This is a genomic window from Alistipes senegalensis JC50 (assembly GCF_025145645.1).
Taxonomy (GTDB): domain Bacteria; phylum Bacteroidota; class Bacteroidia; order Bacteroidales; family Rikenellaceae; genus Alistipes; species Alistipes senegalensis.
The window spans coordinates 3,758,633-3,781,286 of sequence record NZ_CP102252.1; the positions used below are offsets into that span (position 1 = coordinate 3,758,633).

A 22,654-nucleotide genomic window follows, 5' to 3' on the forward strand; every position below is an offset into this window, starting at 1 on the left:
TTACTTTCTCGGCTCCGCCCAAAGGGTATCCTTCGTGAATGAATGCAATATTTTTCATGATTCGACAAAAATAGAAAAAATATTGTGATTTCATTTCGAAAAGCAGCGAAAAGCGACAAAAGTGGAATCTAAAGGATTCCACTTTTGTCGCAAGGCACGGATCGTCCGGCCTAATAGTTCTCTTTCTTGGGCTCGAAATAAGCCTGCGGGTGCTTGCAAGCGGGGCAGAGCTTCGGAGCCTCCTCGGCCTCGATGACGAAACCGCAGTTGCGGCACTGCCACCAGATTTTGCCGTCGCGCTTGAAGAAATTGCCGTCCGTCAGGCGGCTCAGCAGTTTCAGATAGCGGCGCTCGTGCTCGGCCTCCACCGTCGAAATCATCTTGAATGCGGTGGCTATTTCGGTGAATCCCTCCTCCTCGGCTACGCGACCGAATTCGCGGTAGAGGACATCCCATTCCTCGTTCTCGCCCTTGGCGGCAGCCAGCAGGTTTTCGGCCGTCGTGCCGATGGGGCCGGTGGGGTAGCTGGCCGTGATCTCCACGTCGCCGCCCTCGAGGAACTTGAAGAAACGCTCGGCGTGCTCCTTCTCCTGCTCGGCAGTCTCGGCGAAGACACCTGCGATCTGCTCGTAACCCTCTTTCTTGGCCTTGCTGGCGAAAAAGACATAACGGCTGCGGGCCTGGCTTTCGCCGGCGAAGGCTTTCAGCAGATTCTGTTCGGTACGGGTACCTTTGATGCTCTTTTCCATAATCTATAATGTTTTAAGTGTGTGCGTTTTTACTGTTACAAAGATAACGATTTCCCGAAACAATCTCCAAGAAATAGCCATCGTTTCTTTCGATAGGACTATTCGGTTTACTTATAGGTCGTTTCCCGCCAGTGCGTCCACGTCGGCACGGAAGACGCCGTAGGCTGCGGGCAGCGCCATCGTGTCGGCGGCCTCGGGCGGCAGGATGCGGTAGCCGGGCAGCGCGACCCACACGGGAGCGGTCTCAAGCCGGTAGTCCATGCGTCCGTCGGCATGGCGGACGGCTTCGACGGCAGCCACCAGTCCTCCGTCGGTGTAACGCCGCCGCTGGTTCGAAACCAGATTGCCCAGCGAGTAAAGCACCACATGCGACGAATCGGCCCTCCAGGGCTGCACGACGTGCGGATGGCTTCCGACCACCACACCGACGCCGTTGCGACGCAAAAATGCGGCCAGACTTCGTTGTCCGACGTTCTCCCGACGCTCGTACTCATTGCCCCAATGGAGGCAGGCGACGATGAAATCGACCCCGGAGGCCCGGGCTTCGGCCAGGTCCGCGGCCATGCGCACGGTGTCGATGAGATTGACGATCGTGCCCGCGGGAACGGGCATGCCGTTGGTGCCGTAGGTATAGTTGACGATCGCCAGCCGCATGCCGCAACGGTTCAAGTAAAGCGGATTATTCTTCTTGTAGTCAGCGCTGTCCGCGAATACGCCCGTATGGAGTATTCCGCAGCGGTCCAGTTCGGCTACCGTCGTGCGGATGCCTTCGGCGCCTCCGTCGCAGCAATGGTTGTTGGCCAGCACGGCGACATCCACACCCGCATCGCGCAAGGCGTCGGCCAGCGCCACCGGCGACCGGAACAGCGGGTAACCCGTGTAACGGCCGCGGCGGGTGAGGGTGGTTTCGAGATTCACGACCGTGAGGTCTGCCGCCCGCATCCGGGGCGCAAGAGCCGCGAAGACGGGCCGATAGTCGAACCGTTCTCCGCACCGCGCCGCCTCGACCTGCGGCATGTGCTGCATCACGTCTCCTCCGAACCACAGCTTCATCCGCTGGGGCGGCGGAACCTGCCCCGGCCCCGTCCAGCCCGCAGGCTGCGGCCAATCGCGCCGCGCGGGACCTCCCGCAGGCGTGCAGCAGACCGCGACGAAGACCACGGCGGCCAGAATATGTATCCGACGGACTCGCATGATAATTGCGGTGCAAAGTTACGCTAAAAAAATGTCGATGCGCAATTTCAAAGGTATAATTTACGCCGTCGTCTCCTCGGCGACATTCGGACTCATCCCGCTGTTTTCGATTCCGCTGCTGCAAGCCGGCATGGCCTCCCCGGCGATACTCTTCTACCGGATGCTGCTCTCAGCGGCGATGATGGGCCTCGTGGCGCTCGTCACACACCGCAACCTCCGCATTTCGGGCCGTGACGCCGCCGTGCTGGGATTGCTGGCCGTGATGTATGCCGCCACGTCGCTGGGATTGCTGCGCTCTTACGATTATATCCCGAGCGGAGTGGCCACGACCGTCAATTTCCTCTATCCGCTGGTGGTGGCGATCGTCATGGCGCTCTTTTTCCGCGAACGCAGCTCGGTGTGGATCGTCGTCGCCATCTTCATCTCGCTGGTGGGCGTGGCCCTGCTGGCGTGGGGCGATGCCGGACATCGGGCCCCCGCGCGCGGACTGGCTTTCGCCGGAATGACCGTCGTGACCTATGCCGTCTACATAATAGGGGTGATGAAAAGCCGCACCGCAATACTCGATCCGCTGGTCGTGGCCTTCTACGTGCTGACCTTTTCGGCAGCGATCTTCCTGGTCTACGCCCTCTCGACCTCGGGACTCGGGGTAGTCCACACGTGGCCGACGTGGCGCAGCCTGCTGTTGTTGGCGCTCCTGCCCACGGTGCTGTCGAACTACACCCTCGTGCAGGCCATCCGGCACATCGGGCCCACGATGACCTCGATCCTCGGGTCGATGGAGCCGCTGACGGCCGTGCTGGTCGGGGTGGTGCACTTCGGCGAGCGGTTCGACCTCGACGCCGCGGCGGGGCTGATCCTCGTGATCACGGCCGTGATCATCGTCATTCTACAAACGCACCATACGCCGCCCGCACCTCCGGCTGATATCCCGACGCAGCCGCAGGAGTGACCCTTATTTCCGGTTGGGATTTTTGGGGAACCAGCCTTTGGCCACGCGCTTGCGCTGTTCGAACAACTCGCCGATAGACCAAAGCGACGAGGCGCCCCACACGGCCAGCAGCGTGGACCAGAGGAGATGCCGCACGGCGATCGAACCGATGACGGCGGCGACGCCCATCACAAGGAACAGCCACCAGATCTTTACGCCGAACCAGTATTCGCCTTTGATGACCAGCGGATGGAAAATGCCGATTATCAGGAAAGTGGCAACGCCGATGACGATGCCGGTGAGATTGTATTGCGCTAAAAATTCCATATTGCACCATTGTTTTGAATCGGGTCCGACACTCGGATCGCGGTCGGAGGAACGCCGGTAACTGCGCAGCCCGAAAGCGGGAAGGGCAGCCAGCCGGCGAAACACGTCCCAGTCGGTCCGGGAACAAAGATAGTAAAATAGGCGGTCAAAAAAAAGCGGCTCCCGAAAAGGAACCGCCTGTACGCAAGCCGTCAGGCCGGCGTTCAGAAATTATACTGCAACATCACGTTCACACGGTTGGCGTGTCCCTTGTCGTTGTTCATGTCCTTGCGCGAACCGTAGAGGTATTCGCCGGCCACCTTGCAGCGCGGGGTGAGCGAGTAGAAGACATTGCCGAAGATATACTGTCCCTGCTTGTACTGATCGTCGGTGTAGTAGCCGTGGCTGCGCTGCACGCGGACCGTCGAGTAACCGCCCGAGATGAACAGCCGGCGGGTCAGGTTGATCTGCGCGGCGGCCTGCCAGCCCCACATCGGCATCATGCGCACGAGCGAGGGGTCCTCGGGATTGGGCGTGAAGTCGAGTCCCGAACCCGTCAGATCCTGAATATAAGGCGTGATGCCTTCGCCGTAGACGCCGTTCATGAAGAGGCGCAGGGGCTTGCAGACCTTGATCGTGCCGCTGAACTGCACGCCCCAGCCCAGCAGCGAGGTATTGGAGTCCTTCGACACTTTATACATATAGGGATTGCGCAGCACGCCCGAAGCGCGGATGTGGCTGCTGCGGTCGGCGCCCCACGCATACTGGAAATACATCGGAACGTCGGGCACGCGCTGGTGCATGGGCTTGAAATTGTCGCCGTAGGTGGCGCTCACCTCGGGGAGCTCAGCGGCGATTCCGAACTTGAGGTGGTTGTCCGCAAAGGCGTATTCGTAGCGAATCAGCGTGGCGAAGTTGAAGTTATAGGCGTTGGGGCCTTGGAAGTCGATGGTCGTGGGGGCTGCCGAAAGGTCGCAGAAGGTCGTCACGTCGCGTCCCAGCGTGAGGCCCAGGAACGACACGTAAGCCGAACGCACACAGGGCGTATAACTGCCCTCGGCACCTCCGCGGAAGTCGGCGTCCATGAAGATCACCACGCGGCCCAGCGCCTGGGTGTTGGTGATGGCCTTCATGAAGATCCGCGAGGTCGAAGCGTCCATCATCAATTTCTGTTTCGTGTTGTAATTGCCGTGGACGGGGATGTCGTAGGTCACGAAGTCGATGTTATCGACGATGCCGTCGAAATCGTATCCCGCACGGAGGCTGACGAAGCCGCCCAGCGAGAACGAGAAGCGGTTGTTCTTCGTGGCGAAGACGAACTGCGGTTTCTCGACCTGCTGGAAGCCGGGGCGGTGGGTGTCGATATAGTCCTGCGTGGCATTGTCCATGGACATCCGGTTGAGCGCCGCAGCCTGCCGCAATGCGGCGGGATCGTAGTTGTAGAGGGTGTCCACCTCGCGCACGGAGATCAGGTAGACCGTCGGCGAATATTCGCCGCGCATGGCCCTGCGTTCGAACCGCTGAGCCGACGCCGTACCCGCAAGCAGCAGAGCTACAATCAAAAGTCGAAAAGTTTTCATAAGCTGAATGAATTTGGTTTTTAATGTTTTTGCTCCTGTTCGGAGTGTCAATACCCAGCCGCCGTTTCCGCAACTTACATGCCAACCCGCCGGCGCAAGACGCCGGATTTAGGGGCGAACGGTTCGTCCGGCCGTTTTCTATCCGCTTCTGCGCCTCTTTGGCTCCGCCTCAGACACTTCCGCGCGCTAAAAATGCAAACACGTTTGCTCTTACCCTCGCTTATGCGTATCTTTGTCCCCGAATAAATATATTAAGGTATATGCTTTTTCTGTCGATGTTTCTCCTCGCCCTGACAGCCATTGTTGCGGATTTCATCCATTTCCGGCGCAACCGGCACCGGCATGTTTCGCGGCGCAAGGCCCTGATCGCATGGGCCGCCGCGACGGATGCCCTGCCGCTCGTTTCGTCGGTCATCAACGTCCTCAGCCCCGACAACGGCACGGGACTGATGTATCTTTATATGTGGCTGTTCTGGGGATGGATCGTCACCGTACTGCCGCGCCTGGCGTTCTACGTCTTCAATTTCCTGCACCTGCGCCGCACGGGTTATGCCGTCGCCGCGGGCCTCACGCTCTTCTTCCTCTGGGGCGCGACGTGGGGCCGCACGTCGATCCGCGTGAGCGAAGTCGAAATCTGCTCCGACCGCATTCCCGAGGCGTTCGACAGCTACCGGTTCGTGCAGATCAGCGACATCCACGTGGGCACGATCGTCCGGCCCGAACACGACCTCGCACGCCTCGCGGAGTGTATCAACTCCCAGCATCCCGACGCGGTATTCTTCACGGGCGACCTCGTGAACATCCGTGCCGAGGAGCTCGACGAACGCACGCGAACGCTTCTGCGGCAGATCGAAGGCCCCGTCTGGTCGGTGACGGGCAACCATGACGTAGGCACCTATATCAAGGATTCGGTGCGCTTTCCGGCCGCCGTTCAGGCCCGCGAGGTGGTCGCCCGCCAGCGTTCGATGGGGTGGCGCGTGCTGGAAGACACGACCGTCTACCTGCGGCGCGGCACAGACAGCATCTCGCTCACGGGGATTTCGTTCGACCCCGCGCTGCGTGACCGCCGCCACGACCGCAATCTTCCGGCTCCGGCGCTCGGACGGGCTTATGCGGGCGTTCCCGATTCGCTCTTCAACATCACACTGGTCCACCTGCCGCAGCTCTGGGGGCAGATTCTCGAAACGGGTCACGGCGATCTGACCCTCTCGGGACACGTCCATTCCATGCAGTTCAAAATCCGCCCGTGGGGGCGCGGATGGTCGCCCGCATCCTGGATCTACGAACATTGGAGCGGACGCTACGATGCGGACGGACGCACACTTTATGTCAACGACGGCACGGGATATGTTGCATACCCCATGCGACTGGGCGCATGGCCCGAAGTCACCCTCTTTACCTTGAAGCGATGCGAGTAACACTATCCTTTGCCACGACGGCCGACGGTTATCTGGACGACAACACGCCGGAACGGCTCATTCTGTCCACTCCCGGGGACTGGGAGGCGGTGCTGCAACTGCGGGCTGCGCACGACGCCATCCTCGTCGGGGCCGAAACGTTGCGACGCGACAATCCGGCGCTGCTCCTGCGCGACCCCGCGGCCCGCGCACGCCGGGCAGCTTCGGGGCTGCGGCCCGACCTGACGAAAGTGACCGTCACGCGCTCGGGACGAATCTCCCCGGAGCTGCGGTTTTTCACCGAAGGGGATGCCGACCGCTACGTGTTCTCGCCGACGGAAATTCCGGAACTGAACGGAGTTGCGGAGGTTATCTCGACCGACGGTTCAATTACGGCCGCCGGGATCGTCACCGAGCTGGAGAAACGCGGTGTCGGCAATTTGCTGGTCGAGGGCGGTGCGCAGATGCTCGGCATGTTCCTCGCCGAAGGGATGGCCGACGAAGTGCGCCGGGCAGTCAATCCGCGGCTGACGCTCGGACCCGAAAGGGGAGGAGCGCGGTTCGTGTTCACGCCTCCGCCGGGCGCCGAATGCCGGCACGAGGAGGTGGACGGCATGGAGGTCACGACCTGCGTGCTGCGGCCCGACACCTCGGCCGAAGACCTGGGCTATCTGGCTCAGGCGGTCGCCGCAGGGCGTCTGTGTACGCCGAGTGCCACTTCCTACTGTGTGGGAGCCGTGGTCGTACTGCCCGACGGACGCACGTTCACAGGCCACACCCACGAAACTTCGCCCACGCACCACGCCGAGCAGGAGGCCGTCCGCAAGGCACTCGACGCCGGCGCCGAGCTGCGCGGTGCCACGATCTACTCCTCGATGGAACCGTGCTCCCGGCGCAGCAGCGAGCCCGAAAGCTGCACGCAGCTGATCCTGCGCCACGGCTTCGCCCGCGTGGTCTTCGCGCTGTACGAACCCGACCGTTTCGTCCGCTGCCGCGGGGCGCAGACCCTGCGCGAAGCGGGCGTCGAGGTGCGGGCGTATCCCTCGCTGGCGGGCGGTGTCCGCGAGGCCAACGCCCATCTGCAATGACAATTCGGCTCATTTTGTGTCCATAAAGGTCTATAAATGTCCTAAATGACATATGGACTGTCGAATATATCGGAAGAACATCTATATTTGCTCCATAAACGAATAAAGCTATGAGAAAAGCAGTCAAGATCGCCTTCGTGGCGGCGGCGATGGTTCCGGCGCTCGCACTGGCGCAGGGAGAGCGCCGGATGCTCTCGCTCGACGAGGCGATCTCCGTCACCCTCACGGAGAACCCCGCGATGAAGGCCGCCGCCTACGAGGAGCGCGCGGCCCAGCAGGAACGCCGCGCGGCCATCGGCCTCCGCATGCCGCAGATAAACGTCACGGGCGCCTATGCCTACATGGCCAAGGACATCGGATTCGATTTCAACGACATGAAAGGTCCGGCCAAGGACCTGACGGGCAAAATCCTCGGCAGCGGGCTGATCACCGACCCGACGATCATCCAGGGCATCCAGGGATTGCTGAACCCGATGATGAACGCCGACTGGTTCCTCAAAGTGCAGGACCGAAGTCTGGGCTTCGTGGGCGGCGAGGTGACGCTCCCGATCTGGATGGGCGGCAAGATCAACGCCGCGAACCGGGCCGCGAAGATCAACGAGAAGAGCGCCGCGGAACAGGGCAACCAGACCCGCAACGCATTGATCTCGGAACTGGTGGAGCGCTACTTCGGACTGGCTCTCGCCACGCAGGTCGTGGAGGTGCGCCGTCAGGTGGTCGAAGGCGTGCGCAAACACCTGGAGGATGCCGTTGCGCTCGAAAAGAACGGCATGATCGCCCAAAGCGAACGGCTCTACGTCGCTTTCAAGATGGCCGAAGCCGAACGCGAGCTGGCCAATGCCGAATTGCAGGCCGCGACCATCGCCAGCGCCCTTTCGAACACGCTGGGACGCGAAAACGAGTGGCAGCCCGTAACGTCGATGTTCATCCTTTCGAAAGTCGAGGAGCTGGACTATTATCAGGACCTCGCGCAGATCCGCAACCCGCTGCTGAGCCAAGTATCGCTCAAACGCCAGCTGGCCGAGGAGGGCGTGCGCGTCCAGCGCGCCGACTTCCTGCCGCAGGTGGCGGCCATCGGCGGCGGCTCGTTCTACAACTATCAGGTCGCAGGGCTCGTGCCCCGCTGGGCCGTGGGCGTGGGGGTCAACATCAAGATCTTCGACGGTCTGAACCGCGAATACAAATATTCGGCGGCCAAACAGACGGCGCGCCGCGTGAGCGAGTTGCAAAACAAGGCCGGCAAGGATATTTCGGTGCTGGTGGAGAAGCTCTACAACCAGATGATGAACTACCGCAACCAGATGACCTCGATCGACGCCTCGCTGGCATTCGCCGAAGAGTACCTGCGGATGAAGAACGCCGCGTTCCTCGAAGGCATGAGCTCCTCGTCGGACCTGATCGACGCCGAACTGAATCTTGCGGGAGTCCGCACCGAACGCCTGCAAGCGGCCTACAACTACGACCTGCTGCTGGCCCAGCTGCTCGAAGCCGCGGGCATCAGCGACGAATTTCCGGCCTACGCGCGCCGCAATGACGCGCAGCCCGTTTTCTTTGACAAAAAATAAAAAACATACGCTATGAAACGAAGCAACGTAATCGGAATTCTGGCTGCCGCGGCGGTCATCGTTCTCTCGGTCGTACTGATCAGCTGGTACCTCACCAAACGTACCCCGACGCTGATTCAGGGAACGGTGGAGTGTACCACCTACAAAGCCTCGTCGAAGGTCCCGGGACGCATCGACGACATGAAGGTCGAGGAGGGCGACCGCGTGGAGAAAGGGCAGCTGCTCTACACGCTCTCGACGCCCGAACTGGATGCCAAACTCCAACAGGCCGAGGCCGTGAAGAGCGCCGCTGCGGCGCTGGACGCCGCCGCCGTAGCCGGTGCGCGCATCCAGCAGATCGAGGCCGCGCTGAACATGTGGGAGAAGGCTCAGGCAGGGCTGGAACTGGCACGCAAGACCTTCGAGCGTGTGCAGAACCTCTACAACGACGGGGTGGTGCCCGCCCAGAAGCTCGACGAAGCCTCGGCCAACTACAAGGCAATGGAGGCGACGGCGCAGGCCGCCAAAGCGCAGTATGACCTGGCCTCGGACGGAGCCCGCAAGGAGGACAAGGAGGCCGCAGCGGCGCGTGTCCGCCAGGCCGAAGGCGCCGTCAGCGAGGTCGAGTCGTACCTCAGCGACGCGATGGTCTACTCGCCCGTCACGGGAGAGATCTCGACGATCATCGCCGAACAGGGCGAGCTGGTCGGCAGCGGTTATCCCGTGGTGGCGATCCTCGACATGAGCGACATGTGGGTGACTTTCAACATCAAGGAGACGCTGATGCCCGGTATCCGGATGGGAATGCGCATGAACGGATACGTGCCGGCGCTGGATGCCGACGTGGAGTTCGAGGTGACGTATATCTCCCCGCAGGCCGATTTCGCCACGTGGGCCGCGACCCGCACGCAGGGAGGATTCGACATCCGCACCTTCGCCGTGAAGGTCAAGCCCGTTTCGCCGGTCTCGCACATGCGTCCGGGAATGAGCGTATTGGTGGACTGGGACAAAATCGAACGATAGGCGATGCCCGGATTCCTGAGCCATACCGGAGCCGTCATGCGGCGCGAAATGCACAGGCTGACCCATCAGCCGATGTATTTCGTGCTGATGGTCGTGCTGCCCGTGGTGTCGTTCGCATTCTTCGCCCTGCTGTTCAACAAGGGCGCGATACGCAACATCCCGATCGCCGTGCTGGACGAAGACCATACGACGCTCTCGCGCAAGGTCGCACAGATGATCGACGATACGCCTACGGCGATGGTCGCATACGACATTCAGTCGATGGACGAGGGCGAGCGGCTGATGCGCGAAGGAAAGATCATAGCCATCGTGCAGATCCCGGCCTTCTTCGAAAAGAACATCCTGAGCAACAGCCAGACCCATCTGGAGAATTACATATCGGGAACCAACATATCGGTCAACGGACTGTTGTCGAAGGACATTCAGACCGCCGTGACGACCTTCACGGCCGGCGTCCAGCTCCAGGTGCTGATGAAGCAGGGGCTCACCCAGCGGCAGGCCATGGCCCAGCTGATGCCCGTGCGTTTCGACCGCCACGTGCTGTTCAATCCCCACATCAACTACGGATACTATCTCTCGCCGAGCTTCATGCCCATGATGCTGATGATCTTCGTGGTGATGGTGACCATCTTCTCCATCGGCACCGAACTCAAACACGCGACCGCCCGCGAATGGATGGCCGCGGGCAACGGCTCCGTCTGGGCAGCCCTGCTGGGCAAGGTGCTGCCCATCACGGCCATCATGTTCCTGATCTCGCTGGTGATGCTTCTGATCAATTTCAAGATCGTGGGAACGCCCCTGAACGGCAGTCTCACAGTCATTCTCATCGGCACGCTGCTGTTCATCCTCAGCTATCAGTCGATCTCGGTGCTGATCGTCTCGCTGCTGGCCAATCTGCGGCTGTCGCTCTCGATCGGCGGCGGATATTCGGTGCTGGCGTTCACTTTCTCGGGACTCACGTTCCCGATCATGGCCATGTGGGAGCCGATGCAGTGGGTGAGCAAGATCTTCCCGTTCACGTTCTACACCGACATCTTCGTCGATCAGATGCTTCGCGGAGCGCCGTGGGTCTACTCGCTGCCCGATCTGGGATATATGATGCTCTTCATTGTCTTACCGCTCTTCTGCCTGCCGCGTCTGAAAAAGGTATGCACGGAGGAAAAATTCTGGGGGAGGTTATAGTATGAGTCGATTCACACACCAGATGGCCTCCTATTGGAAGCAGTTGGGGGCGGTCATCCGCAACGAGTTCCAGACGATCTTCAAGGACGGCGGCGCCATGCTGATCCTGATTTTCGCGCTCATCATCTACGCCACGGCCTATTCGCTGGCCTACGGTTCGCAGGTGCTGCGCAACGTGCCGATTGGCGTGGTGGACGAATCCCGCACGCCGACCAGCCGCAGTCTGATCGACACCTTCAACGCCGGGCCCAACACCTACGTCGCCTACACGCCGACCTCGATGGAGGAGGCCCGGGAGTTGTTTTACGCCCGCAAGATCTACGGCGTGGTCTACATCCCCGCAGACTACGAAAAGAAGCTCTACGGCGGCGAGCAGGCCAATGTGGCGATCTACTGCGACGCCAGCTATTTTCTGATGTACCGGCAGGTGTTCCAGGAGGTCGTGACCTCGATCGGCAAGACGGGGGCGATGGTCGAATTCCAGCGCCTGATCGCCAAGGGAGCCAACATCCCGCAGGCGCAGGCCACGACCCAGCCCGTGATCTACCAGTCGCACAACCTCTTCAACCCCTATCTGGGTTACGGGACGTTCGTCATGCCGGCCATCATCATGGTCATCATCCAGCAGACGATGCTCATCGGCATCGGCATGATCGGCGGCACATGGCGCGAATTCGGACTCTACCACAAACTCTGCCCCGCAGGACGGCGGCGGATGTCGACGCTGCCGATCGTCCTGGGACGCGGGCTGGTCTACGCACTGATCTACGCCGTGACCTGCACCTACATCCTCGGGCTTCACTACCGGCTGTTCCACTTCCCGATGAACGGCACGACGGGAGCCGTGATGCTCTTCATGGGGGTCTATCTGGCGGCCTGCATCGCCATGGGAATCGCCGTTTCGACGTTGTTCCGCTACCGCGAAAACTCGCTGCTGCTGTTGCTGTGGACTTCGATTCCGATACTGATGCTCAGCGGCGTGTCCTATCCGCAGCAGGGCATTCCCGACTGGCTTTTCAACCTCGGACAGCTGTTCCCGAGCAGCCACGGCGTCAACGGCTTCATCCGCATTCAAACGATGGGGGCTACGATCCCCGAGGTCTTCGCCGAGATCAAGTGGCTCGTCATTCTCACGGTCGTCTACGGCGGGCTGGCCTGCATCGGCATTCATCAGGTGATCCGCCGCGAACACAGAGCCAAGAGTTCCGTTTAAGAGCAACGGGGAGATCACACAATCCGCCGCCCGCGCAAGAAACGGGTTTTAGGAGGCGACGGGCAAGTACACGCTAACGATCCGGTTCTGCGCCTATCCTCAAACAAAAACGTCAGGTAGAAACCTGACGTTTTTGTTATTTGCCATTGCTAAAATCCTCCGGGGCCTCCACCGTGGAAACCTCCCGGGGGAGGTCCGCCGGGACCGCCGGGACCCATGCGGCGCTGGCTGCCGGACTGCTGCTCCACGCCGTAATCTTTGAGATTGCGCGAACCTTTCTTGCCGAAGCGGCGCAGGTTGTAGGTGAACTGCACCATGTAGTAACGTCCGATGACGCTGTTGGTGGAGTTCTGCGTATAGCCCGAACCCGTCGTGCGCGAGAAGGCCCGGTTCTGGTTGAGAAGGTCGTTGACACCGATCATCACCTCGCCGCGCTTGTTCCTGAAGACCTTTTTGCCCAGCCATGCGTTGCAGAGCAGGTAATCTTCCGAGTAATCGTTCGTGAAACCGATATACTGCGAGTAGGCCGCGCTCGCCGTGAAGGTGAAGCCCAGCGGGAAGACCACTTTCAGGTTGCCCTGCGCCGTGTGGTTGAAATAGCGGTTCTTCGACTTGTCCGTGTTCAGCGAGTTGGTCGCCTCGTTGTAGGTGCCGTTCCACGAGAGGGTGAAGTCGACGTTCTCCGAAATGTTGCTGCCCAGCACGGCCCGGAAATCATAACCCATATTCTTGGTGTCGTTGCGATCTCCGCCCGAAATCATGCCGGTCGCAGCGTCCACCGTGCCGCCCAGCATGCTGGGGGTCTTGGTGTAGACGACGCCTGCCATGACGTTGAAATTCGATTTGAGGAACCCGATCGGCAGTCCGTAGCTCAGGTGGGTCCGCAACTGCCAGTAACCGTCGAGGTTGGTGGTCGTCGAGTAGAAATTAGGCGTATAGAGCTGTCCGTCGATGGTGATGTCACCGGGCCGCTGCACCAGGTGCGAAGCCGTGTAATCCAGCGTCGTATTCATCGAGAACATCCACATGAAAGTCCGGCCCTTCTCGACGTTGGAGTTGGTGTAGTGGAAATTCACCCGGTGCGAATAGGTCGGTTTCAGATTCGGATTACCGTGGGTGATATTTTGGGCGTCGGAAACGTCGTAAACGCTCTGCAAATCGGTGATCGACGGGCTGTCGGTGTAGGAGGAAACGAAGAGCCTCAGCGAGTTTTCGCGGTTGATGTTCAACTGCCCCATCATGAAATAGGTCACGTTGTTGTAGGCATGTTTGATCTTCTCGGCATCGTCGCGCACGATCTGTCCGTCGAGGGCCGAACGCTGGTAGTAGACGTTGGCGATGAACGTGTTGCGCTCCTTCGAAAAACGGAAGCCGGGGCCCACGCTCTGCGTCAGATAGCCGCTTTCATAGGAGTTCGACAGCGAACGGTCGGGGATAAGCCCGGCGATCGAGAAGTCGTCGCCCGTGATGTAGGAACGCTTGTCGCGCTCCTGCGAGTTATAGGACACGCGGTACTGGAAGCTCACCTGCGCGTACTTGGCCACAGGTTCGGTATAGGTGAGGCTGCCTCGCAGGCTGTACGACGACGAAGGCGCCAAATTGCGCAGGTAGCGCAGTTCGGTGTAATTCTCCGGGTTCCAGACGCCGGTTGCCGGGTCGATCGCCGGCCGGTCGGGCAGGGTGCCGAGAACGTTCGACCACGAGTTCGAATTGTTCGTGTTGTCCGAGTAGCTGAACGAACCGTCGAGGGTGATCGTGCGGCCGTTCTTACCCAGCTTGGCCCGGTAAACGGCGCTCGTCCCCACGTTGTAGCCGTGGCGCAGGGCGTCGCTGAAATTGTCCGTACGGCTGTAACCGCTGCCGCCGTCGGCGGGGGCGCCGAACTGCCATCCGGTCGTGCGGCTCCACGGGTCGTTGGACTGGTAGCTGAAACGCGGACGGATCATCAGGTTCTGATTCTCGGAAATCTTCCACTCCAGACGGGCGTTGAACCGGTGGTTGTAGCCCTTCGTGTCGGAATAGCCGTTGGTCATCAACGTATCGAGACGCATCGGAGCCTCGTACCACTTTTCCACCGTCGAACGGTTCTCGGTATTGGTGTTGTTGAAGAAATAGCTGCCCTGGAACGTCACCTGGTCGCGCTTGCCCCACGAGTCGGAGTAGTTGATGCCGATGGCGTTGACCGTCGCCACGCCGCTCTGCGGACGCATCATGTACTGGCCCACGCTGCCGCGGCGTCCGCCGCCTCCGCTGCCCGAAACGCCCAAAATGTCCTCGAACGAGAAATTCTGTTGGTTGACGTTGTTGAACAGCCCGATGAGCGAAATGCGGCTGTCGCCGCTGAATATGTTGGCATTGCCGCCGGCGATGTATTTGAATTTGTCCTCGGTCTCGGTGTCGGCATCGTATCCGAATCCGGCATAGAGCTTGCCGAACTGCCCCTGCCGCATGCCCGGACGGGTGACGATGTTGAGCGCCTTGTAGCCCTCGCCGTCGTCCATGCCCGAAAATTCGGCCGCGTCGGAGAGTTTGTTATAGACCTCCACGCGATCGACGGCCTCGGCCGGAAGCGATTTGATGGCCGTAGTGACATCCTCGCCGAAGAACTCTTTGCCATCGACGAAGATCTTCTTGACCGTTTCGCCCTGCGCCTCGACCGTACCGTCGGTAACGGTGATGCCGGGCATTTTTTTCAGCAGTCCTTCGACATCGGCGTCGGCGACGACCTTGAACGCTCCGGCGTTATAGCTCACCGTATCGCCTTTCTGCGAGGTGCGCAGCGCCTTGGCCTCCTTGACGACCGTCTCGATCTGCACGCCCGGTTTGAGTTTCAGCACGCCGAGATTGAGTTTCGGGGCCGAAACCCGAAACGTCGTGTCAAGGTTGTTGTAGCCGATGAACGACACCGAAAGTTTGTATTCTCCGTAAGCGAGCGACGGCATGGAAACCGCGCCTTTGAATGCCGAGGTGAAGCCCTGTTGCTTCTCCGGGGTCTTGACGGGTGACACGATCAGCACGGCCCCGGCGACGCTTTCCCCGGTGTCGGCATTGACGACCGTGGCCGTCACGCTGCCCCTCTGGGCGAAAGCCGCTGCCGTACAGAACGTCAGCAGGGCAGTCAGTAGTATTCTTTTCATGTTTGCCTGTATGTGTATATCTCTTTTTCGTAGAAGCGCAGAACCGGATTGAAAGGGTCCATTCATTCCGCCGCCCCTAAATCCCGGCTCTTGGCCGGGTTAGCCGGATTAGCCGGGCAAAAATAGTATTTTTGCAGCAAATTCACGCCTGCCGCACGGGCGAATCGGCAAAAAAAGGGTGCCAGTCGCCCGGACCGGCACCCCGACTGCTACAAGCCTGAGAATCCTAACCTCACTCCTTTCCCTTTTTGTCCTTCGCCGGACGCGGCTTGTCGCAGTTATCCTTGCATTCGGCGTTTTTCTTACCGTCCTTGCCGCCCTTGTGCATCGCCTGCGGACCGTGACCGCGCTGGCCCGACATACGCATCTGCTGCTGTTGCTGCATCTGCGACCACTGCATGAACTGCTCGGTCGTCAGGATCGACTTCATCTTTTCGGCTTCGGCCTTGCGGGCGGCCTCCATCTTCTCGCGCTGGGCGATCATCTCCTTGATCTGCGCGAGGTTGATCGCATAGACCTGCTTGGCCTGCGCCTCGGTGAGCTTCAGCTGCTCGGTCATCCTGTCGGTCTTGCGCTGAGCCATCTGCTCGGCCGTCGGACGCTCCTTCGGAGCATCGGGTTTATTCTGCTGCTGTGCGAAAACGCTCGTTCCTGCCATCAGGCAGAGGGCCGTGACGGCCGCAAAAATCTTCTTTTTCATAACTTTCGAAATTAGGTTGTACATCACTATATAAAAAATGGCTCGTTTCCGGAAATCCCTTTTCCGGGGTTTGGTACAAAGGTAAAGCCAAAATGAAAAACCCGGAGCGGAACTCCGGGTGAAACGACAGAACGGCGCGGTCAACCGCCTATTCGACAGGGTGAACCGACTTCAGCCACTCCTTGAATTCGGGGGCCCGGGCCTTGGATATGACGATCCGCTCGGGCGTTTCGACCGTAAGGTGCAGCGTGAGGCGGCTCCCGAACCACACGGCGATCTCCTTCACCGCGCGGCGTGCGATGATGAACTGGCGGTTGGCCCGGAAGAAATCGGCCTCGGGCAGCAGGGCCTGCAACGCTTCGAGGGTCTTATCCAGCGGGTAGGCCGTGCCGTCGTAGCCGTAGGCCGTGACCTTCTCGTTGAACGTATAGCAGAAAGCGATCTGTTCGCGCCGGAGGGGGATGATCCGGTCGCGCACATGCACCAGGAAGACATCCTCGTGACGGCGGACGGCCATCGTGCGGACACGTGAACCGTAGTCGCTGCGCTCGGTGGAGGTCAGGCGGCGCAGTTTGGCGAGGGCGCGGCGAACGTCGTCCGTATTGAGCGGTTTGAGCAGATAGTCGATGCTGTTGACCTTGAACGCTTCGAGGGCGTACCGGTCGTAGGCCGTGGTGAAAATGACCGGAGCGGTGATCTCCACGGCATCGAAAATGCGGAACGAATCGCCGTCGGCCAGGTGGATGTCCATGAACAGCAGGTCGGGCTGGGGGTTCGCACGCAGCCATTCGATGCTCTCGGCGACGCTTTCCAGCGTCGCCACGATCTCCATCGAGGGCTCTTCCTGACGGAGTATCGCCGCGAGGTTGCGCGCGGCGGCGGTTTCGTCTTCGATAATCAGGGCTTTCATCCGGCAGTGGGGTTTTGCAGCGGCATACGCACGGTGAAGGTCCGGCCGTCGTCGTCAATCTCGATACTGCGGCCCGTGATCAGATGCCAGCGGTTGCGCAGGTTCTCCAATCCGATGCCGGTCGAGGGTTCGGGTTCGAGCTTCGGAACCTTGGGATTCGAGACCACCAGCCGGTCGCCCTCGGTGCGCACCGAGATGTGGAACGGATTGCTGCGGGTGATCGAATTGTGTTTGACGGCGTTGTCGATCAGCGGTTGCAGCGAGAAGGCCGGGAGTTTCCACCCGAGGTACTTCTCATCGACATCGACATCGAAAAAGAGCTTGTCGGCATAGCGTATCTTGAATAGATAGCTGTACGCTTCGAGGAATTTCAGCTCCTCGTCGAGCGTCATCAGCATGCTCTGGCCGTTCTGGATGATGTAGCGGAACGTGTACGAGAGCTGGTCGATGTAGGTCAGCGCCTTCTCGTCGTGCTTTTCGCGCACGAGCATCGCCAGCGAGTTGAGCGAGTTGAAGAAGAAATGGGGGTTGATCTGCCCGACGAGCATGTTGTAGCGCGTGGTGAGATTTTCGTTTTTGAGACGTTCGTTCTCCACGACGACGGCCTGCCGCTGCGAGATCAGCACGTAGATACGCCCGTAAAGCATCGACACCACCACGGCGAACGAACATTTCAGCAGCAGCATGTAGTCGAACATCCGTCCGCCCATAAAATTCATCTGGATACGGCCCGTGTGCCACTCGGTGACCGGAGCCACGCAGTAGAGCGCCACGGCGGCCGCGCAGCACCACAGGCAACGCCGCACGAAGCGGGCCATCGAGTAGTTGCGGCGCACGGAGGTCAGGATCGAGAGCATGACGAACGACACGACGAGGTAATAGAACAGTTGCAGCAGCAGTTCCGTACTCTTCGAAGGGCCGTTGTAGAGTTTGCCGTAATCGAACTCCTCGCCGTTGTGGCTGCGGACCTCCGCCAGCATCGGATGGGCATTTTCGGAACGAGGCAGCACCAGATCGGCCACGATGCGGTCGCCGGGGGCGATGCCCAGCCAGCGCATGCGCCGCGAAGGGACGTAAACGCTGTCGCCGTTCTCGTAGACGAGGTAGCCGTACCCGTCGGGATGCACCGCGAGCACACCTTCGTCGGTCCGCTCCACGATCCGTTCGCCGGCAGGCCGGGGCTGGTTGTCGCTGTTCAGGTCCACGAGCATCAGCAGCACGTAGGAGAAATTGACCACCAGGCTGATCGCCACGGCGACCAGCAGATTCAGAATCAGATCGGCGTATTTGGGCTGCAATTTCATGGGGTTGCCGTTATTCGTCCTCCTTATACCACGATGCGTAAAGCATATAGTCGCGGGCCGTGCGGCGGATGATCTCCTCGCGCTGTTCTTCGGTCACCTCCTTGACCTTTTTGGCCGGAACGCCCGCATAGACCGAATTAGGTTCCAGCTGCGCATTGGAGAGCACCAGCGCGTTGGCCGCAATGATGCAGCCCGAGGGGATATGGGCGTTGTCCAGCAGGGTGGCGCCCATGCCGATTAGGCAGTTGTCCCCGATGACCGCGCCGTGGATGATGGCGTTGTGGCCCACCGAAACGTCGTTGCCGATGATCGTCTGCGAAGGGTGCTTCGCCTTGTCGTAGATGGTGTGGAGCACTACGCCGTCTTGGATGTTCGTGCGGTCGCCGATGACGATCCGGTTCACATCGCCGCGCAGTACGGCGTTATACCAGATCGAACAGTCGCGGCCGATGGTCACGTCGCCCAGAATGACGGCCGTTTCGGCCAGAAAGGTGTTTTCACCGATTACGGGCTCATGCCCGCGGACTTTTCGTATAAGTGCCATATATTTCCTTAATTTTTACAAGTATCGCCGCCGACAGCGCAAAGCACACTAACCGGTCGTCGCCCCTAAATCAGGCGTTTTACGCCTGTTTGGCCTCCTGCCACAGTCGCTCCATGTCGTCGAGCGACATTTCGTGAAGCGTATGACCCTTTGCGGCAGCCTGTTCCTCCATGTAATTGAAGCGCCGCATGAACTTCTTGTTCGTGCGCTCCAGCGCCGATTCGGGGTCCACGCCGTAGAGGCGGCAGGCGTTGACGAGCGAGAACAGCAAGTCGCCGAACTCTCCTTCGAGGTCGGTTTTATTCCCCGACTTCATCTCGGCCTCGACCTCGCCCAGCTCCTCGCGGACCTTGTCCCAGACATCCTCCTTCTTCTCCCAGTCGAAACCCGCTCCCGCGGCCTTCTCGCCGACACGGTAGGCTTTGACCATCGCCGGGAGCGACCGCGGAACACCGCCCAACGTGCCGCTCTTGCTCTTCTTCTTGCGGAGTTTCAGCGCCTCCCAGTTCTCGATGACCTCGGAGGGCGTGTTGGCGTGAATGTCGCCGTAGACGTGCGGATGACGGTAGATCAGTTTGTCGCACAGGGCATTGGCCACGTCTCCGAAATCGAACGCACCCTCTTCTTCGCCCAGCTTCGAATAGAACACCACGTGCAGGAGCAGGTCGCCCAGCTCCTCCTTGATGCCCTCCATATTGTGATCGGTGATGGCGTCGGCCAGTTCGTAGGTCTCCTCGATGGTGTTGCTGCGCAACGAATCGAAAGTCTGCTCGCGGTCCCAGGGACATTCGCGGCGCAGCGTGTTCATCACCTCCAAAAGACGGGCCGTAGCCGCCAAACGTTTGTCTTTTTCCATTAATGTCGTTCAATTAATTGGAACAAAGGTAACAAAAAAGTAACTTTGTTGCATACAAATTTCACGATTCGCCATGAAACTACGATTTCTGCTGCTCCTCGCGGCACTTCTCTGGGGACTCCTTTTCGCTTCGGCGCAGCCCGCACCGAAAAAGACTACGCTCCGCGCCGGACACTTCACGTTCGGCCCCGGAACGACCGTCGCCGCCGACAGCGGATTGCAGCCGCTGGCCCGTTATGCCGCCGAATACCTCGGCTGCGAGGTCCGCAACGGCGTGGCGGGAAACGGAGCCGTCGTGCTGACGCTCGACGCGGCGGACGGCGGCAATCCCGAGGCGTACCGCCTCGACATCACGCCCGAATACATCCGCATCGGCGGCTCGACCTACGGCGGAGTCTTCAACGGCGTGCAGCAGTTGTTCCGGCTCCTGCCGCCCGAGGTCTATGCCCGGAAAGGCGTCGCCGCGGGAACGCAGGTCGCCTGCGCGGAGATCGAAGACGAGCCGCGTTTCGCCTACCGAGGAATGATGCTCGACGTGGCCCGCACGTGGATCGACGAATCTAAAGTGAAACGTTATATAGACTTGTTTTCCTATCATAATATCAATAAATTGCACCTACATCTTTCGGACGACGAAGGATGGCGCATCGAGATCAAGTCGCACCCCGAGCTGACGGAGATCGGCGGATTCCGCGGCGGCGATTCGCCCGTAAGGCCCGTATACGGCAAATGGTCAGAGAAATACGGCGGTTACTTCACGCAGGAGGAGATGCGCGGACTGATCCGCTACGCCGCCGAGCGGAATATCGAGATCATTCCCGAGATCGACCTCCCGGGACACAGCCGCAACATCGCCTCGGTGCATCCCGAAATCCGCTGCAACTACCCGCCCGACACGGTATCGACCAACGGATACGATTACCGTTCGGCGTGGTGCGTGGCCCGTGAAGCGAATTACGCGCTGTTGGAGGATATTTTGGGCGAGTTGTGCGAGCTGTTCCCCTCGGAGTATATCCATGTGGGCGGCGACGAGGTCGAAATGACCCAATGGACCCGCTGCCCCGACTGCCGGACGCTGATGGCGCGCCTCGGGACGGACGATCCGCGCCGGTTGCAGGACCTCTTCATGGAGCGGACGGCGGCGATCCTCGCGGCGCACGGCAAGCGGCCCGCGATGTGGAACGAAGCGGTGCGCACGGGAGCCTTCACGAAAGCGTGCCGCGTGCACGGCTGGGAGAGCGTGAAAGCCTGCCTCGACGCCACGGCGAAAGGGTACCGGACGGTGGTGATGCCGGGCGAATATTTCTATTTCGACATGCGCCAGACACCCCGCGAGGACGGCCACGACTGGGCGGCGATCTTCGATGCCAAAAAGGTCTACGGATTCGATTTCAGCGGATTCACCCCCGAGCAGATGCGCCGCGTCGAAGGGTTGCAGGGGGCGTTCTTCAGCGAAGCCTATGTTTCGCACGAGCCCGAGAAGCCCGACTACCTCGACTATATGCTCTTTCCGCGCGTCTGCGCCCTGGCGCGCATCGCGTGGAGCAACAACGGCGAGGGCTGGGACGCCTATTACAAAGAGCTGAAAGGGAAACATTACGACCGCATGGCGGCGATGGGGATTCGTTTCCGCCTCTTCCCGCCACGTCTGAGCTACAAGGAGGGGGTGTTCACGGCTTCGGCAGACGACGGTTCGGAGATCTTCTACCTCACGGACGGCTCTGCGGAGGAGCATCGCTACACGGGTCCGGTCCGCACCGCGCAGCCGCACCGATACCGCTTCTTCACCCGCTACAAGACGGCCCGGAGCCCCTATGCGGCCGACAAATCCTACTGGCGGACCGTCACGCCCGCCGTGGCGATCACGACCTCGATGGGCGAAAGCGAGAAATTTCCCTATTCGAATGCCGAAGGTTACCGCGGGCTGTCGCGGACGCGACGCGCCTGCCGGCAGCAGGACTGGATTCTCTACACGTTCGAACAGCCGGTGAAGTGCCGCGAGATGTACTTGCAGACGGGAAACCGCCAGCTGCCGAAGACCATCGTGACGACGGGTTACGCCGAAATCTCCTACGACGGCACCCGGTTCGAACCCGCCGGGGAGCTGCTGATGGGCAGCATCACACTGCATCCCGAACGCGCGGTGAAAGCCGTGCGGATCGTCTCGACCTGCGACGACAACGGCACGCCCTACGTCACGATTCAGCCTCCGGTCGTAAAACCACGACTCTGAAAATCCGAGTTGAGGCAAAATTTCCTCAACTCAATACAGTAAAAGAGAGTTGTCGGGAACCAAATAGATGCTCAATAGCCACTATACGAAGCGCTCGCTCCATTCGGATCAGAACATGAAAAACAAACCGATCCATAGGTGTTAGATGCAGCCAATGCAACCGAGACCGAGGTGTTCGACCACGGACTACCGACAGCAGAATTCATATTGGTGACACCAAAAGAGTTGGTCTTGCATTTGTATGTACAAACCAGAGCAGCATTACATCTGCACCTAAATTCGAATCCTAACATGCCATCCGGTAGCCACAAGAATGCCTCTGCCTCATCATCCGGGCCATTCCCATTTACAGAAAACGATCCCCCAGGATATTGAACTTTGCCAGCGGCAACCGAAACGGCTGGGGATTGAAATGTTGGCAAATCTATCTGAACCGGAACACCTTCGTCATTCAACTTCCGGATTTCCTCGTTTGTCCGCCGGATGTCATCGATAGCTCGTTCGTAAAATTCGTCAGGAATACCTAATTTTCTCGCATCTTCCAAGGATATATCCAAGTAAACGAGTTTGTTTTCATCCACTTTGACATATTTGATCAAAATACGATTGGCATCTCTTTCATTCTGAACATTGGAGCGTGTTTGTCCTTCCAGAAGACCATTTTCGGATTCCCGAACCTGCGAACAAGAAATACTGATCAATATTACAAATAGGATTTCCAAATAGAGAATTAGTCTTTTCATAATTTTGATTTTTTGTTTAT

The 22,654-nt window shown here is 59.8% G+C and carries 19 protein-coding genes; 8 read left to right on the forward strand and 11 right to left on the reverse strand.

The features are described 5' to 3' along the window. Nucleotides 1-170: 170 nt before the first annotated feature. Both rbr and NQ519_RS14980 read right to left on the reverse strand, forming a co-directional pair. Nucleotides 171-749, reverse strand: coding sequence for a rubrerythrin (gene rbr / locus NQ519_RS14975; RefSeq protein WP_019150345.1), 579 nt, complete (start codon nt 747-749; stop codon nt 171-173). A gap of 111 nt (nt 750-860) precedes the next feature. Continuing rightward, entirely contained in the window at nt 861-1,943 is a 1,083-nt protein-coding gene (locus NQ519_RS14980) for a CapA family protein (protein ID WP_019150344.1), read from the reverse strand. A 37-nt stretch (nt 1,944-1,980) separates the two neighbouring features. Between NQ519_RS14980 and NQ519_RS14985 the strand changes: the two genes are divergently transcribed. Next, entirely contained in the window at nt 1,981-2,895 is a 915-nt protein-coding gene (locus tag NQ519_RS14985; protein WP_026076438.1) for an EamA family transporter, read from the forward strand. A gap of 3 nt (nt 2,896-2,898) precedes the next feature. Here the strand turns inward: NQ519_RS14985 and NQ519_RS14990 are convergent, their stop codons facing one another. Then, nucleotides 2,899-3,201, reverse strand: a complete 303-nt coding sequence (locus NQ519_RS14990) for a DUF4491 family protein (protein ID WP_026076437.1) — start codon at nt 3,199-3,201, stop codon at nt 2,899-2,901. 203 nt (nt 3,202-3,404) lie between these two features. Continuing rightward, a complete protein-coding gene (locus tag NQ519_RS14995; protein ID WP_019150341.1) occupies nt 3,405-4,742 on the reverse strand; it encodes a DcaP family trimeric outer membrane transporter in 1,338 nt (445 codons plus the stop codon). Nucleotides 4,743-5,020: 278 nt separating this feature from the next. Here NQ519_RS14995 and NQ519_RS15000 point away from each other — a divergent pair, with 278 nt between their 5' ends. From NQ519_RS15000 to NQ519_RS15025, 6 genes are all read left to right on the forward strand, one after another. Then, nucleotides 5,021-6,178, forward strand: a complete 1,158-nt coding sequence (locus NQ519_RS15000; protein WP_019150340.1) for a metallophosphoesterase — start codon at nt 5,021-5,023, stop codon at nt 6,176-6,178. Beyond that, entirely contained in the window at nt 6,169-7,245 is a 1,077-nt protein-coding gene (locus NQ519_RS15005) for a dihydrofolate reductase family protein (protein ID WP_019150339.1), read from the forward strand. Before NQ519_RS15000 ends, NQ519_RS15005 begins: the two co-directional genes overlap by 10 nt. A gap of 110 nt (nt 7,246-7,355) precedes the next feature. Further along, on the forward strand, nt 7,356-8,810 hold the full coding sequence (locus NQ519_RS15010) for a TolC family protein (protein WP_019150338.1): 1,455 nt from the start codon (nt 7,356-7,358) through the stop codon (nt 8,808-8,810). Between the two features lie 12 nt (nt 8,811-8,822). Continuing rightward, the gene (locus NQ519_RS15015) at nt 8,823-9,812 is read left to right on the forward strand and encodes an HlyD family secretion protein (protein ID WP_019150337.1); all 990 of its coding nucleotides are present in this window, start codon (nt 8,823-8,825) and stop codon (nt 9,810-9,812) included. Between the two features lie 3 nt (nt 9,813-9,815). Beyond that, nucleotides 9,816-10,994: an ABC transporter permease gene (locus NQ519_RS15020; RefSeq protein ID WP_019150336.1), complete on the forward strand. Its 1,179-nt coding sequence runs from the start codon at nt 9,816-9,818 to the stop codon at nt 10,992-10,994. Between the two features lies 1 nt (nt 10,995). After that, entirely contained in the window at nt 10,996-12,207 is a 1,212-nt protein-coding gene (locus NQ519_RS15025; protein ID WP_026076435.1) for an ABC transporter permease, read from the forward strand. A 149-nt stretch (nt 12,208-12,356) separates the two neighbouring features. On the opposite strand, the gene NQ519_RS15030 is transcribed toward NQ519_RS15025, so the two are convergent. From NQ519_RS15030 to mazG, 6 genes are all read right to left on the reverse strand, one after another. After that, nucleotides 12,357-15,344 carry an outer membrane beta-barrel protein gene (locus NQ519_RS15030; protein WP_026076434.1) on the reverse strand — a complete coding sequence of 996 codons (2,988 nt, stop codon included), beginning with the start codon at nt 15,342-15,344 and terminating at the stop codon, nt 12,357-12,359. A gap of 232 nt (nt 15,345-15,576) precedes the next feature. Next, a complete protein-coding gene (locus NQ519_RS15035; protein WP_019150333.1) occupies nt 15,577-16,044 on the reverse strand; it encodes a hypothetical protein in 468 nt (155 codons plus the stop codon). Nucleotides 16,045-16,192: 148 nt separating this feature from the next. Continuing rightward, nucleotides 16,193-16,954 carry a LytR/AlgR family response regulator transcription factor gene (locus NQ519_RS15040; protein WP_019150332.1) on the reverse strand — a complete coding sequence of 254 codons (762 nt, stop codon included), beginning with the start codon at nt 16,952-16,954 and terminating at the stop codon, nt 16,193-16,195. After that, a complete protein-coding gene (locus tag NQ519_RS15045; protein WP_019150331.1) occupies nt 16,951-18,258 on the reverse strand; it encodes a histidine kinase in 1,308 nt (435 codons plus the stop codon). Before NQ519_RS15045 ends, NQ519_RS15040 begins: the two co-directional genes overlap by 4 nt. A gap of 10 nt (nt 18,259-18,268) precedes the next feature. Then, nucleotides 18,269-18,802: a gamma carbonic anhydrase family protein gene (locus tag NQ519_RS15050; RefSeq protein WP_019150330.1), complete on the reverse strand. Its 534-nt coding sequence runs from the start codon at nt 18,800-18,802 to the stop codon at nt 18,269-18,271. Nucleotides 18,803-18,881: 79 nt separating this feature from the next. Then, nucleotides 18,882-19,658, reverse strand: a complete 777-nt coding sequence (gene mazG / locus NQ519_RS15055; RefSeq protein ID WP_019150329.1) for a nucleoside triphosphate pyrophosphohydrolase — start codon at nt 19,656-19,658, stop codon at nt 18,882-18,884. A 73-nt stretch (nt 19,659-19,731) separates the two neighbouring features. Between mazG and NQ519_RS15060 the strand changes: the two genes are divergently transcribed. Beyond that, nucleotides 19,732-21,891 carry a beta-N-acetylhexosaminidase gene (locus NQ519_RS15060; protein WP_019150328.1) on the forward strand — a complete coding sequence of 720 codons (2,160 nt, stop codon included), beginning with the start codon at nt 19,732-19,734 and terminating at the stop codon, nt 21,889-21,891. A 71-nt stretch (nt 21,892-21,962) separates the two neighbouring features. Here NQ519_RS15060 and NQ519_RS15065 read toward each other — a convergent pair whose 3' ends face one another. Continuing rightward, nucleotides 21,963-22,634 (reverse strand): hypothetical protein, encoded by a 672-nt coding sequence (locus tag NQ519_RS15065; RefSeq protein WP_147513163.1) that lies wholly within the window; start codon nt 22,632-22,634, stop codon nt 21,963-21,965. Nucleotides 22,635-22,654 lie beyond the last annotated feature (20 nt).

Bases quoted from the DNA above. Each gene is read 5' to 3' on its own strand.
- rbr (WP_019150345.1), bottom strand. From the start codon at position 749: ATGGAAAAGAGCATCAAAGGTACCCGTACCGAACAGAATCTGCTGAAA.
- NQ519_RS14980 (WP_019150344.1), bottom strand. From the start codon at position 1,943: ATGCGAGTCCGTCGGATACATATTCTGGCCGCCGTGGTCTTCGTCGCG.
- NQ519_RS14985 (WP_026076438.1), top strand. From the start codon at position 1,981: ATGCGCAATTTCAAAGGTATAATTTACGCCGTCGTCTCCTCGGCGACA.
- NQ519_RS14990 (WP_026076437.1), bottom strand. From the start codon at position 3,201: ATGGAATTTTTAGCGCAATACAATCTCACCGGCATCGTCATCGGCGTT.
- NQ519_RS15000 (WP_019150340.1), top strand. From the start codon at position 5,021: ATGCTTTTTCTGTCGATGTTTCTCCTCGCCCTGACAGCCATTGTTGCG.
- NQ519_RS15005 (WP_019150339.1), top strand. From the start codon at position 6,169: ATGCGAGTAACACTATCCTTTGCCACGACGGCCGACGGTTATCTGGAC.
- NQ519_RS15010 (WP_019150338.1), top strand. From the start codon at position 7,356: ATGAGAAAAGCAGTCAAGATCGCCTTCGTGGCGGCGGCGATGGTTCCG.
- NQ519_RS15015 (WP_019150337.1), top strand. From the start codon at position 8,823: ATGAAACGAAGCAACGTAATCGGAATTCTGGCTGCCGCGGCGGTCATC.
- NQ519_RS15020 (WP_019150336.1), top strand. From the start codon at position 9,816: ATGCCCGGATTCCTGAGCCATACCGGAGCCGTCATGCGGCGCGAAATG.
- NQ519_RS15025 (WP_026076435.1), top strand. From the start codon at position 10,996: ATGAGTCGATTCACACACCAGATGGCCTCCTATTGGAAGCAGTTGGGG.
- NQ519_RS15030 (WP_026076434.1), bottom strand. From the start codon at position 15,344: ATGAAAAGAATACTACTGACTGCCCTGCTGACGTTCTGTACGGCAGCG.
- NQ519_RS15035 (WP_019150333.1), bottom strand. From the start codon at position 16,044: ATGAAAAAGAAGATTTTTGCGGCCGTCACGGCCCTCTGCCTGATGGCA.
- NQ519_RS15040 (WP_019150332.1), bottom strand. From the start codon at position 16,954: ATGAAAGCCCTGATTATCGAAGACGAAACCGCCGCCGCGCGCAACCTC.
- NQ519_RS15045 (WP_019150331.1), bottom strand. From the start codon at position 18,258: ATGAAATTGCAGCCCAAATACGCCGATCTGATTCTGAATCTGCTGGTC.
- NQ519_RS15050 (WP_019150330.1), bottom strand. From the start codon at position 18,802: ATGGCACTTATACGAAAAGTCCGCGGGCATGAGCCCGTAATCGGTGAA.
- mazG (WP_019150329.1), bottom strand. From the start codon at position 19,658: ATGGAAAAAGACAAACGTTTGGCGGCTACGGCCCGTCTTTTGGAGGTG.
- NQ519_RS15060 (WP_019150328.1), top strand. From the start codon at position 19,732: ATGAAACTACGATTTCTGCTGCTCCTCGCGGCACTTCTCTGGGGACTC.
- NQ519_RS15065 (WP_147513163.1), bottom strand. From the start codon at position 22,634: ATGAAAAGACTAATTCTCTATTTGGAAATCCTATTTGTAATATTGATC.